Origin of the sequence: Enterococcus sp. DIV1315a (assembly GCF_051712325.1) — a bacterium.
In the GTDB taxonomy this organism is placed as follows: Bacteria; Bacillota; Bacilli; order Lactobacillales; family Enterococcaceae; genus Enterococcus; species Enterococcus faecalis.
In genome coordinates this window covers 917,418-930,743 of record NZ_JBIOOS010000001.1, presented here as the reverse complement: position 1 = coordinate 930,743, position 13,326 = coordinate 917,418, and the positions used below count along the sequence as shown (strand labels likewise).

The window sequence follows — 13,326 nt, the reverse complement described above, 5'->3', positions numbered from 1 at the left end:
AGATATCCCTAAAAATTGATCTTCTTATTTCTCTATTCAAAATGATTCTAACCTAACCTTTTTTACTATTTCATGATATGATGAAGCAAAGAATATTTTAGGAGGTTTTTACATGGCTGCAAAAGAAGCAAGTTTTGATGTAGTTTCAGAGGTCAATATGGAGGAAGTCAAAAACGCAATTCAAATTGCCTTGAAAGAATTGAAAAATCGTTTTGACTTTAAAGGGTCAATTGCTGATATTAAATTGGAAAACGATAAACTAGTAGTCGTAGCTGAAGATGATTATAAAGTCGAGCAAGTGAAGGATATTTTATTTGGAAAATTAGTCAAACGCAATGTTCCGATTAAAAATATTCATTTCTCAGAAAGTGAAAAAGCCTTAGGCGGTACCGCTCGCCAATATGGTGATTTAATCAGTGGTATTGATAAAGAAAATGCGAAAAAAATCAACACAGCTATCAAAAACTCTGGGATTAAAGTTAAGTCACAAATCCAAGAAGACAAAATTCGGGTAACTGGAAAAAGTCGGGATGATTTACAAAAAGTCATGGCTCTTTTACGAGAATTAGATTTACCAATGGCTCTTGAGTTTAATAATTATCGCTAAAAAAATCCTTCAACTGTTAATGAACAGTTGAAGGATTTTTTTGTTTTGGTACCGGCCATTCTTGTTTATTCAATAAAACGATTGGTCGGCGTTGGATTTTTTCTGAAAAAGCGGTAATTGCTTTAAAAACCTTTGGCATAAAATAAAACGCATTTAATTCTTCTAAATCCAGTTCTTCTTCTGCCGTAAACGAGACACAAACCTCTTGTTCTGAAAGCATAATTTCAATTTTCTTTAAAAATTGAAATTGCCGCATTCCCGGTACGAAATAACCAGCCTTTGCAACACGAGAGGTTGTAATATCTAATTTATCACTAATGATTAGCGCTAGCGTCATTAACTCTTCCGAATCAAAGCCGTTACTATGATTTTCTATAGAAGATAAAATTTCTTCTTGATAAGGCAAACAAATCTTTTGCTTACGAAAATATGCTTCTGCAAATTGTTTCCCACGAAGTGCATGTCCTGCTTTTCCTTGTAGCGCACCCACATCATGGAGCAGTGCCGCAATTTTTGCCGCTTCTAAATACTCCTCTGAAACAGCAAGTTGTTTCAAAATCATTTCCGTCATGGCTACGACATTGTTTACATGAAGCCAATTATGGTATGCCCACCCAGCTTCTTCATCTTCCATTTGACCAATTGCATCATAAATTTGTCGAATTTCAGTCTCTTGATGAATGCGTTCAAACAGCTTCATTTATTTTCTCCTTAAAATTAGTTACTGTTCCAAAAATTCTTTTAACTCTGTAGGATTTTTTTCGCTGTTTAAACCAACAATTAAACGAATCCGCGCTTTCGGTCCGTTTAAACCACGGGCAAAAACGACCCCCATTTTTTTCAAGCCAACGCCACCACCAGCATAATCATAGATATCTTCAGCAATGCCATTGGAACAACGAGAAACTAAAACGACTGGAATCCCGTTGTCTAGCATTTTTTGTAATGCTGGGAGCGTTTCTGGCGGTAAATTACCCGCGCCTAGCGCTTCAATTACTAACCCATCCGTTTCTGGGGTGTTTAATAATTCAAACATTCGTTCACCCATCCCCGCATAGGCCTTCACTACGTGAACATTTCCTTTCACAGAAGAAACATCGCAAACTTCTTGCGGTAAGACCTCTTTCGCAAAAAAAGCACGTTCTTTCGCAATGGTTCCAATTGGTCCAAAAGTTGGCGTCCGAAACGTTGCTACGTTCGTTGTATGTGTTTTTGTCACATAACGCGCCGTATGAATTTCATCATTCATCACGACTAAAACACCTTTATCGTACGATTCGTCTGAACAAGCAGTCCAAATAGCACTGATGAAATTATACAAGCCATCACTACCGATTTCGTTACTTGACCGCATTGCTCCTGTTAAAACAATGGGGATTTTTTTCTCTAAGGTTATATCTAAAAAATAAGCTGTTTCTTCTAATGTATCTGTTCCATGCGTAATAACCACGCCATCAATTGGTTCAGAATAAGCTTTTTGAATCCGTTCTTTTAATTGAAACATCCGTTCTAAGGTCATGTGTGGTGAGGGAATATTAAAAATATCTTCGACAACTAAATGAACCTTGCCAGAAAATAATGCTTCTTGTTCCATCAACGGATTTTTTTCATTCGGGGCAACACTTCCTCCTGCTACTTTCGACATGGAAATGGTCCCACCTGTATGAAGGACTAAAATGGTCTTCATTTGTTTCCTCCTTTGTTTTCTTTATTTTTTAACCAAAATTGTTTCACTTGTTGAATGAGTTGTTCATTGGTGTTTGCCTTTCGATGCGCCAACCAATGCGGCGGAAAGAAACGCTGGACACTTGGTAATTCAAATCGTTCGTCTAATAACAACACAAAGCCTTTATCTTGCGCATCTCGAATGACACGTCCAGCCGCTTGCAAGACTTTATTCATGCCAGGAATTTGATACGCAAATTGAAACCCTTGCCCTCGCTCTTCTTGATAAAAAGTGCGAATCAGTTCTTGCTCCGGATTCATTTGTGGTAGCCCGACACTAACAATTATCGTACCAATCAATCGGGTACCTTTCAAGTCAATTCCTTCTGAAAATATACCACCTAAAACACAAAAACCGATGAAAGTTTCTTGAGGATTCTCTTTAAATTCAGCTAAAAATGCTTCTCGCTCTTTTTCGTTTAAGTCCGTTCCCTGAATTTGAGTTTTTACTTGCGGGTAGCGTTGGCTAAATACTTGATAGACATCATCCATATAGGCATAAGAAGGGAAGAAAATTAAATAATTACCTGTTTTTGTTTCACTTAACTTCCCTAAAAGTTCACTAATCTGTGGATAACTTTTTTCACGGTTTTTATAGGTTGTTTGAAGATGACTACCAATCATCAACAATTGATTTTCTTCTGGAAAAGGATACGGAATCCTATAACGTAGGCTTTCTTCACCTCCACCAAGCACTTCTTGATAATAATTCAGAGGTGTTAAACTTGCCGAAAATAAGATACTCGCTTTCCCTTTATCTAATCGTTGTGACAATAAATAAGCAGGATCGACACAAAATTGTTTCACAACGCAGTCATAGTTTCGCAAAGAAATAGACGTATAAAAGCCGTTGTCGTAATACTCGCTGATTCGAAGATAACTTAAACAATCAAAATAAAAACTGAGAATCGACGCCAATTCCTCAATGTGTTGATTTTCTGGCAACCATTCTGCAATTACTTCTGTTAATCGATGTATCTGTTTAACTAATGAATCAATTGGCGCGCGTTGGGCAAAAAAATCCGTGTCTTTTTCTTCACAGATTGCTTCAATATCATCAAACGTAGTTAAGACTTTTTGACAAGCTCTTTTTAATTGAACAGATTCTTTTTGCAATCTTTTTTGAATTTGCAAAACCGCATTCCTAGAAATAGCAGCCGAATACATCTCCCGTGAACGATTAACCAAATTATGGGTTTCATCCACTAAAAAAATATTCTCTTCTGCACTTTGGGGTTCTTCAAAGAAGCGCCGTAAATAAACCGTTGGATCAAATAGATAATTGTAATCGCCAATAATTAAATCACACCAAAGACTTGCATCTAGCGACAACTCGAATGGACACAATTGGTGCTTTTGTGCATACCGTTCAATAACCTCTCTCGTTAAATGATTTTCATGTTGCAATAAATCCCACAGTCCCTCATTTAAACGATCATAATAGCCGTCAGCAAACGGGCAATATTCTGGTGTACAATTTCGTTCAGTTAAAAAACAAATTTTATCTTTTGCTGTTAACGTAATACTCTTAGTTTGCGCTTGTTTTTCGGACAGCGCTTTGACAGCATCTTCAGCCACTTGCCGCGTAATGGTCTTAGCTGTTAAATAAAAAATCCGTTCACCTTCTTCTTCACCAATTGCTTTCATCGCTGGAAAAAGAGTGGACATTGTCTTACCTGTTCCAGTTGGTGCTTCCACGAAGAGCCGCTGTTTACTAAGAATTGTTTTATAAACGGCTACCGCCAATTCTCGTTGCCCTTTGCGATACTCCCCGTAAGGAAAACTAAGATTTTTTAATGATTTATTTCTCAAAATACGCCACTCTTCTTTAAAAATTACCCACTGTTCATAGCGCTTCATCAAATCAGTAAAAAACTCCGCTAATGCAGCTTCTGTAAAATGGCGTTCTTGTCGTGTGATTTGTTTTGTGGTGGTCTGATAATAAGTGAGTTGCAGCATTATTTCAGAAAGTTGTTCTTGCTGGCAATACATGTGACCATAACACATCGCTTGATACCAAAACAATTCGACCTTTTCTGGCGGCAATTCTTCAAACGCTGGCTCGGATGTTTTAATTTCATCAATGACCACTTGCCCAGTTTCTTTCACAAAAATGCCGTCTGCACGACCTTCTACACAATAATTATGGCCATTTAAAGGCACCTCAATTTTTAAAGATACTTCCTTTTGATAAAGGCTCCCCGCTTCCTTTTGCAACATTCGATGAAGGCGACTACCTTCTTGTGGTGTATGTTCACTCACATGGCGAGAATCGATACTTCCCCGCCTTAAAATAAATTCGACCACTTGACGAACCGCAATTTTTCTCGTTGATTTCACGTAATCCCACCTATCTGCCTCCCTATTATAGAACATACATTCGCTAAACAAAAGCAAAAAATCCAAAACGAACACAATCATGTGTTCATTCTGGATTTCTCTTTAGATTATCAACAATTAAAAACAACTTGTTTCTTCTAACTGTTTGGTTTCTTTTCCATTTGCTTTTGCCACGACCAATTGCGCCATTTGTTTAAACGAATTATTTAAACCAATGCCGCCCTTTTTGGGCATCTTCACAATCGGTACTTGCTGATAATAGTGACTAACTGCTGGATTTTCTTCTGCCATCGCTGCAATTGCAGGAATGCCTGCAGCATTAAACTTACAAGCTAGATGAGCGGCCATTTCTCCAAAATTAGGATAATGCATGGCAGGTCCGCAAAGAACCGCATCGGCATGAAACTTTTTTGCAAAGCCAATAAATTTCTTTGCTACCTCTTCCTCGTTTTCCAAATAATATTGGTCACCACAATAAAGTGTCGCAACAATTTCCGCTCCTTGCTTCTGTAAAAATGGTAGCAATGTTACCCCTGGACCTAAGGGAGCTTTTTTACCACTTGGTTTCAGCTGAGCTTGTTCATCACTGCCAAATCCTGCTAAACTGTGGTTTAAGACTAAAAGGATTTTTTTCACGCCTATTTCCTCCTTTTTTATAAATCATCGAAGTCAAAGGAATCAAAATCAATTTCTTCACTCTCTTCTTCTTGTGCTTTCCATTCTTCACGTAAATATTGGTCATCCATAACTCGAATAAAAGGATAATAAATGAACATTCCTAGTACCAATAAGAGAGCTTGCAGAATTGATCCTTGCCAACCGCTGACTAAAAATCCTGAGATAATTGGCGGGGTCGTCCACGGCAATTGAATACCGTTCGTCAATGGAACTAAGCCCCAATCCATAGCAAAATAGGCAATAATAATATTAATCGCAGGTACTAATACAAATGGAATTAAAAGGATTGGATTTAAAACAATTGGTAACCCAAAAATGATTGGTTCGTTAATCCCAAAAACACCAGGAATTAGTGAAAGTTGCGAAAGCTTTTTAATTCGTTGACTTTTACAGAATAAGACCATCACAATGATTAATGAGAGTGTGGAACCGGCGCCACCAAATGTTGCAAACATATCTTGAAATTGTCCAGTGATGATGTTGGGAATTTCATGACCGTCTTTAAATGCTTGTAAATTTTCAACAGATAATGCCCGCAAAACAGGATTAAAGACTGCGCCAACCACACTACCTCCGTTAATGCCAAAGAACCAAAAGAAGTGTAAAAATAAATAAGCAATGCTCATTGCACCTAAGGTATTACCAAGACTCAATAAGGGCGTTTGTAGAAATTCAAAAATAACATCTTGTAAATTACCATAAGGAGTTAAAGCAGCCAGCCAATTGACTAAAAACATGAGAGTAACAACTAAAAAGCTCGGGATCAGGGCCTCAAAAGACTTAACCACTGTTGGTGGCACTCCTTCTGGCATTTTTATTGTCCACCCTTTACGAACAATGGCCACAAATAAACGAGTCGCAATTAATGCGACAATCATTCCTAAAAACAAGCCACTGGAACCCATCCATTTTAAAGGTAAACTAGTAACTTCATAAACCTTTGAACTATTTTCCGGTGTAAATAATGTTTGATAAGGCGTTACAATAAAAAATGAAACCAATGCGATAATTCCTGCTTGCATTGCATCCACATTGAATTGTTTCCCTAAACTATAGGCAATACCGACAACGGCCAGAATAGTCATTACATCAAAACTAGCACTAGCTGGAACAGACATCATTGTCGCCCAGTCTTTACCAAGCAAATGAGACATCCAAGTATCCCATTGTGGCAAAGGAAAATTAGCAATTAATAAGAAGACCGAACCAACAATCAACAAGGGCGTTGATAAAAGGAAGCCATCACGAATCGCTACTAAATACTTATTTTCTCCTATCACTTTTGCCAAAGGGGTCAATACGCGCTCTAACCAATCCAAAAATTTTTGCACGGTCGTCACTCCTATCTATTATTTTTTATTTTGCTTAATTAACCGCAGCGCTTCTTTCAATGCTTTTTCGCCATCCATCATGCCATAAATTTCTGGCGCAATTGCAGCGACAGGAATCCCTTGAGGAGCAAATTGTTCTTTTGTTTTTTCTAATAAAAAACGGACTTGTGGTCCTAATAAAATAGCAACAGGCTTCTCTGCTTCAACCACTTCTTGTGCTCTTGCAATAGGAAAAGCAGTAATCATTAAAGGCATTTGATGTTTTTCCACCACTTCCATCATTTTATTCACCATAATACTTGTAGACATCCCTGCATCACAAAAAAGATAAATTTGTTTTTTACTCATGTTCCTTCACTCTCCTCATTTATTCAATTGGTGCTTTGATTCTTTTTTCATAGGCCGCTAACCATTCTTGTGAAATCGGCTGAATCTCTGTGGTATGATTCTTGCCTGGATTTGCAATATAGATTTCTGGTTGCTGCATATCAGTACCAACCGTAAAAGTAAATTCCACATTCGTAGCTACGCCCCAGTCTCCCTGTTTGTTCATGGCCACCAGTGAAAAAGCTCCTGCTTTCCCATAACGTTGGGTCAATTTTTCGTGAAAAGCATAGACGGCTTGATCACATGCTTGTTGTGGCGAGCTCCCTTCCCCCATTAAACGAACGATTTCATAAGAAAGACAGCCTTTCATTAAATCTTCACCTAAGCCTGTAGCCGCAGCACCACCAATTTCGCTATCAACATAAAAACCAGAACCTGACAGTGGTGAATCACCAACACGTCCTGCTTTTTTCATGAAGAGTCCCGAACTGGAAGTGCCAGCTGCCATTGATCCTGTTTGGTCTAACGTAATAGCGCCGACGGTATCATGCCCATCATAGGGGTTCAACTGATTTTCCTGAATTTCTTTTAAACGCTTTTGCCACCATTGATTAGCGCGTTCTGTCAACATATTCTTTCTTTCAAAACCGTGCAACATTGAATATTTCGTTGCACCTGTGCCAACACGAAAACTATTAAACTTCTCTTTACTTAATGCTTTAGCCACTGAAATCGGATTTTTAACATCTGTAATTCCTGCCACAGCACCAATTGCAAATGTGTCTCCATCCATATAGGCAGCATCCATTTCTAAAATCCCTTCCTCATTAGGTAAACCGCCGTAGCCCACTGACTTATAAAAAGGATAGTCTTCTACTTCTTTAATTAATTGTTCCACGGCCGTGCCTGCAGCACCTCCTTGTTGTAATTCTTCTGTAGCTTTTAGTAACCCATCATGTGCCATCCGCCATGTCGCAATTGCACCCCAAGTCATTTTCCATCCGCCCTTTCGTTAACGCTTACATTTCTCCACCATTATAAACTAGTATATACTGTTTTGTATATACTGAAAATGAAATTTTATACAGAAAAATAGAAGATACACGTATGCGACCTCTACGAAACACATTGGCTTCTTCTCATACGTGTATCTTCTATTGGTTTTACGCTTCTGTTAATGCAATCATCGCTTGCATATAGATTTCCAGATTAAGCAGTAAATCTTTTTCATCCATATATTCATCTTGGTTATGCGCAATGCCTTTTTGACCAGGAAATGATGGACCAAAAGCAACGATATTCGGCATAAAACGAGCATACGTAGCACCTGTAGTTGTGACTGGCGTCCCATCTAAGCCAGTAATTTGTTCATAAACCTTGGTTAATTTTTGAACATTGCGCTCATCTTTTGGAAACAGCGTACTAGGGAGGCGGCGGATGACGGTCACTTCACTTTCTGGAAATAGTGCCTTCGTTAGCTGCGTGGTTACTTCGTTTTCTGTAATAGAAACAGGATAACGCACGGCCAATGATAACACCAATTGCTGTCCTCGTTTTTCCAACGCATAGGGCGTTAAAATCAATTGCCCACTATCCTGATCCTTAAAGTCTAGAGCTACTCCTTCGCCATAGTGCTTTTCGTGAAAACTAGCGGTTAACCAGTCGAAATACTGTAATAAATTTCCTTTGACTAACTGTTCCTCGCTAATTTTCTGTGCCAATAAAGTAATCGCGTTCTTGCCTAGTTCTGGCGCATTGGAAGGGGCGCGTTTTCCCATGATTGCTGTTGTTTTTCCCGCAATCACCACACTTAATTGATCAGGTACGTGGTCTTTTGCTTGATCACCCATAATCTGACCAATTTGTTCACTTGAATCATCTGGGATGGTCGTTGTGATTTCATAATTAACAATCCCTCGCTCCCCATAAACTACTGGATATTTACAATCTGGAGTAAATCCAAAAACGGGTGCGTTTTCCTTCTCTAAATATAAGGGGATATCTCCACTCCCACTTTCTTCATCCGTGCCAAACATTAAGCGAATGGTTTTCTTTGGTTGGTAACCAAGTTCTTTCAGTAATTTCATTCCATACAGGCAAGCCAAGATAGGACCTTTATTATCTAGAATTCCTCTACCATACAAACGTTGATTTTTTTTCGTTAATTGAAAGGGCGGCACTGACCAGCCAGACCCTTCTGGTACTACGTCTAAATGACCAATAATTCCCAGATATTCTTCCGCTGTTCCCCATTGCGCATAGCCAACTGCGTCATTGACAATCTCAGTTTGAAAGCCATAACGCTCTGCCAGTTTCAGCGTTTCTTCCAAGGCTCTTTTCGGTTCTTCGCCAAAAGGCGCCTCTTTTTTAGGCGACCCTTTCACACTTCGAATCGCCATAATTTTGTTTAAGTCTTCATAAAATAAATCTTTTTGAGCGGCTATTTCTTCTTTTATCTTCATTCGTTCCAAGAACCTCCTAGCTCCACTTGGTTGTTTTCAGACGGGCTATAGCGGGTCAGTGTGTTTTTAAACGTGTACCGATCTGCTCGATATAAAGAGACATCATATAAAATAGGAGTTGCATCAAGCGCATAGGTGATAGAGTGGACTTGTAAAAGTGGTTGGCCCACAGGAACATTCAATAATTCTGAAATTTCCGCTTCAACTAAGATTGCTTCAATTTCTTGATGCGAATAAGCAATCTCGACGTTCTTCTCGATTAAGCAGAAAAGAGAGCCCTCGAAGTCTTGCTTCGTATGGCCTTGTACGTATGCCTGTGGCAAATAAATTTTTTCAACTGTCATTGGCTCGCCGTCTAACATTCGGCGGCGAATCAGTTCATAAATCGCCTCATTTTTGCCTACTTGGAGCGCCTCCCGAATTTTCTCATCGGGATGTACTACTTCTTCAAAGGAAATGACTTCTGTCTGACTTTTTTTCCCGTAAGCTTTGGCTGCCTCAGTAAAACCTTGTAAGCCAGCGCGACCACTTTGAATTTTCGCTTGCGACATCACATAACTACCTTTACCATGTCGTTTTACCAAAATATTTTTGCGGATCAAATCATCAATCGCTTTACGGATGGTCAAGCGACTGCAGTTATATTCTTTAGCTAAATCATATTCTGAAGGTAATTTTTGTGCACTTACATACAGACCGTCTCGAATCTTCTTTTCAATTTCTGCAGAAATTTGCTTAAATTTGGGTGCATTTTCTGTCATTTCATCGCCTATCTTTCTTCAAAAAAATAAATTTTCTAGTATATACCACACTGTCTATACTAAATCAATTTTTAAGAAACCGCAATCATTTGTTGCGTTTCTTAAAAATCAAAAAAAAGAAAGCGAGCCACAAGTCGGTTGGACTTGTGGCTCGCTTTTTTAGGAAAAAATGTGTTATTTCCCTTTCATCCGTTCTTTGCCTTCTTGACACATATAGAGTAGCGGACAGGCTTCACATTTAGGCGCTCTTGCTAGGCAGTGATAACGTCCAAAGAAAATCATGGTATGGTGCGTTTTCACCCAGAGTTCTTTCGGAACTTTACGCATTAAGGTCTGCTCAACTTCAGTAACATTCGCATTTAGCTTACAAATTCTAAGGCGCTTGGACACTCGTTCCACGTGTGTATCTACTGCAAAAGCCGGTTCGCCGAAAGCATCTCCCATTACTACATTGGCTGTTTTTCTCCCCACGCCAGGTAAACTGACCAGTTCATCTCTGGTTTGCGGAACTTCTCCATTGAAACGTTCTAAAAGTTGTTGTGCACATGCTTTAATATTTTTTGCTTTATTGCGATATAAGCCAATGGTTTTTATTTTAGCAATAATCTCCTCCACCGGCGCAGCTGCTAAAGCTTCTGGTGTTGGAAAAGCTGCGAATAAACCAGGAGTCGCTTTATTTACCGATACATCGGTTGCTTGCGCACTTAAAATCACAGCAATTAATAATTCAAAAGGATTCTTATGTTTTAATTCACATTCTGCATTTGGAAACATCTCATACATAATTTCAATAGCTTCCATCGTTTTCTCTTTTGATAGCATGGCCCACCTCCTTTTTATTCACTGTCTTCTGGATTTAACCAATTGTGTAATGTAACCTTTGGCAACGATTCTTGTGTCTGACCTTGTTGTTCAATCTCATTTTGAATCATAGAATCTTTTCGTTTTTTCTGATCAGCAGCCACTTGTTCTTTGGTGGTAATATTTTTACGCTCCCACGCAAGTAAAATACGATCAATATATTTCAAACTATAGGCCTGATTTAAAACGGCTTCTCGCAACGCTAACCGGATTAATTCAGGGGAATAATGGTCCGTGTTCAACCACTGACCAATCATTTCTAATTCAATTGGTGAAAGTGGACGTCCGAATTCTTTTTCAAAGCCTTGGTAAAGCTGTTTAATTTCATCTTCGTGGTTTGCGACAACTTGTTTTTCTTTGCTCGTTTGTAAAAATAATTGAATCTTTTGAAAAACAGGCAGTAAATCATACGTATCCATCATTTGACCTTTTTGGTTTTGTTGTGTTTCAATTCGAATAAATCCGCGAGAAACCAATTGATTTAACAACTTATAAATCGTATCTGGCGTTTTACCCATCGTCTCTGCAATCGCCATTAAGTCTGGAAATAAATCGCCTGCATTTTGCGAACGAAAAAGTTGCAGTAAAAAGAGAAATTCATCATCTTTCAAACCAATTTTTTGGTAATGATCAAATAGTAAGTTTGAGATTGTTGTTTCACCAGCTTCTAAATATTCACGAATTGATAACATTGTTGTTGTCCACTTCCCCTTGCTTGTTTCACTTATTGCACATGATAAACATCAAAATAAATAGCTTTCATATAATCAATTAAATAACTAGGATTCAATTCTTCTCCCGTTGCATCATAAATTAATTGATTTGGTTTACGTGAAGCGCCGTACTGATGAATATGTTGTGTTAACCATTTACGGATATCAGAATAATCCTCCGAAGCTAAAATTTCATCAACAGATAATTCTTGTTTCATTGCGTGAAATAGTTGCGCGGCGTACATATAACCCAAGGCATAAGATGGGAAATAACCAAAGCTACCTCCAGACCAATGAACATCTTGAAGGACACCTTCTAAATCATTTTCAGGTGATACGCCTAAGTACTCTTGGTATTTTTCGTTCCACACTTTTGGCAAATCAGCGACTTCCAAAGAACCATTAAACAACATTTTCTCAATTTCATAACGAATAATGATATGCAAAGGATAGGTGAGACTATCGGAATCAATCCGAATCAAACTTGCTTTCGTTTCTTTTAAAGAAGCATAGAAATCTTCAAAAGCAATATCATCAAAAGTACCTTCTGCGCATTCTTGGAAAAACGGGTATTGTTTTTGCCAAAAAGCCCGGTTGCTACCAATGATAATTTCATTAAAGAGCGATTGTGATTCGTGAATCCCCATAGAGGCACCTTCGCTTAGCGGCGTAAAGTCAAATTTAGGATCAAAATTTTGTTCGTACATCCCATGACCCGCTTCATGAATCACACCAAATGTTGCCATTGAGAAATTATTTTCTTCCCAGCGCGTAGTAATCCGCGCATCATTTCGATTTAGAGCTGTCATAAATGGATGAACTGTATCATCTAATCGGCCTTTTGAAAAATCATAGCCTAATTGCTCAACCACACCAATCACAAAACGGCGTTGTTGTTCTTTGGTCATTTTTCTAGATAAAAAGTCAGTTCTAGGCGGCGTACCTTTTTCTGCTAAAACGGTCCGAATCTCTTGAATCCCTTGTTTTACTTGGTCGAATACTTGGTCTAGTTTCTCAACCGTCATCCCTGGTTCAAATTGATTTAATAACACATCATACGGAGTTTTTTCTTCTTTTTGCCAATAAGGAATGAACTCTTTTTGGAACGCAACGACCTTCGTTAAGGTTTCTTCTAACAAGCCGAAATCTTGTGCAGCGCGTGCTTTTAGCCAATCTGTATGTGCTTGGTTTAATACTTTAACATATTCTTGCATACGTTCAGCTGGAACATTTTTATTCAAAGCATATTCTTCTTTTACTTTTTCAAAAACCAGTTTCCCTAATTCAGATAATTCTTCAGGGCGTGTCTCAAAATAGGCCAATGCTTCTTGAATAACTGGGCCAATACTTCGTTCAAAATATAATCCGGTTAAATACCCTTCTACTTCTCCTCGAAAAGGACTACTTTTTTCTGGCATCCCAGTTGATGAATCCCAGTCTAATAATGTCAAGGCATTTTTTAGTAATTGAATTTCTTTCACTTCTTGTAAAAATACAGCTTCCTTCATTTTTTTACACCAG

At 38.4% G+C, this 13,326-nt stretch carries 13 protein-coding genes; 1 reads left to right on the top strand and 12 read right to left on the bottom strand.

Annotation, left to right across the window (positions count from 1 at the left end):
- Positions 1-112: 112 nt before the first annotated feature.
- Complete coding sequence (locus IGJ03_RS04525; RefSeq protein ID WP_002357974.1) at positions 113-607, top strand: YajQ family cyclic di-GMP-binding protein; 495 nt, start codon at positions 113-115, stop codon at positions 605-607.
- Positions 608-623: 16 nt separating this feature from the next.
- On the opposite strand, the gene IGJ03_RS04520 is transcribed toward IGJ03_RS04525, so the two are convergent.
- The 12 genes from IGJ03_RS04520 to IGJ03_RS04465 all read right to left on the bottom strand — a co-directional run bounded on the left by IGJ03_RS04520 (position 624) and on the right by IGJ03_RS04465 (position 13,313).
- Positions 624-1,307: an HD domain-containing protein gene (locus IGJ03_RS04520; RefSeq protein WP_375804684.1), complete on the bottom strand. Its 684-nt coding sequence runs from the start codon at positions 1,305-1,307 to the stop codon at positions 624-626.
- 21 nt (positions 1,308-1,328) lie between these two features.
- On the bottom strand, positions 1,329-2,294 hold the full coding sequence (locus tag IGJ03_RS04515) for an asparaginase (protein WP_002382144.1): 966 nt from the start codon (positions 2,292-2,294) through the stop codon (positions 1,329-1,331).
- The gene (locus IGJ03_RS04510; protein ID WP_375804683.1) at positions 2,291-4,753 is read right to left on the bottom strand and encodes a helicase C-terminal domain-containing protein; all 2,463 of its coding nucleotides are present in this window, start codon (positions 4,751-4,753) and stop codon (positions 2,291-2,293) included. The genes IGJ03_RS04515 and IGJ03_RS04510 overlap by 4 nt, the downstream gene beginning before the upstream one ends.
- 36 nt (positions 4,754-4,789) lie before the next feature.
- Positions 4,790-5,308, bottom strand: a complete 519-nt coding sequence (locus tag IGJ03_RS04505) for a GrdB-related putative oxidoreductase (protein ID WP_002360563.1) — start codon at positions 5,306-5,308, stop codon at positions 4,790-4,792.
- 17 nt (positions 5,309-5,325) lie between these two features.
- On the bottom strand, positions 5,326-6,681 hold the full coding sequence (gene celB / locus IGJ03_RS04500; protein WP_002384702.1) for a PTS cellobiose transporter subunit IIC: 1,356 nt from the start codon (positions 6,679-6,681) through the stop codon (positions 5,326-5,328).
- An 18-nt stretch (positions 6,682-6,699) separates the two neighbouring features.
- The gene (locus IGJ03_RS04495) at positions 6,700-7,029 is read right to left on the bottom strand and encodes a PTS sugar transporter subunit IIB (RefSeq protein WP_002357981.1); all 330 of its coding nucleotides are present in this window, start codon (positions 7,027-7,029) and stop codon (positions 6,700-6,702) included.
- A 19-nt stretch (positions 7,030-7,048) separates the two neighbouring features.
- Positions 7,049-8,002, bottom strand: coding sequence for a N(4)-(beta-N-acetylglucosaminyl)-L-asparaginase (locus tag IGJ03_RS04490; protein ID WP_375804682.1), 954 nt, complete (start codon positions 8,000-8,002; stop codon positions 7,049-7,051).
- Between the two features lie 169 nt (positions 8,003-8,171).
- Positions 8,172-9,470 (bottom strand): Sapep family Mn(2+)-dependent dipeptidase, encoded by a 1,299-nt coding sequence (locus tag IGJ03_RS04485; protein WP_109537810.1) that lies wholly within the window; start codon positions 9,468-9,470, stop codon positions 8,172-8,174.
- On the bottom strand, positions 9,467-10,231 hold the full coding sequence (locus IGJ03_RS04480; protein WP_002361633.1) for a GntR family transcriptional regulator, LSA1692 subfamily: 765 nt from the start codon (positions 10,229-10,231) through the stop codon (positions 9,467-9,469). The genes IGJ03_RS04485 and IGJ03_RS04480 overlap by 4 nt, the downstream gene beginning before the upstream one ends.
- Positions 10,232-10,405: 174 nt before the next feature.
- A complete protein-coding gene (gene nth / locus IGJ03_RS04475) occupies positions 10,406-11,053 on the bottom strand; it encodes an endonuclease III (RefSeq protein WP_002357985.1) in 648 nt (215 codons plus the stop codon).
- A gap of 14 nt (positions 11,054-11,067) precedes the next feature.
- Positions 11,068-11,784: a DnaD domain protein gene (locus IGJ03_RS04470; protein ID WP_002357986.1), complete on the bottom strand. Its 717-nt coding sequence runs from the start codon at positions 11,782-11,784 to the stop codon at positions 11,068-11,070.
- 32 nt (positions 11,785-11,816) lie between these two features.
- Positions 11,817-13,313 (bottom strand): carboxypeptidase M32, encoded by a 1,497-nt coding sequence (locus tag IGJ03_RS04465; protein ID WP_002360566.1) that lies wholly within the window; start codon positions 13,311-13,313, stop codon positions 11,817-11,819.
- Positions 13,314-13,326: the final 13 nt, after the last annotated feature.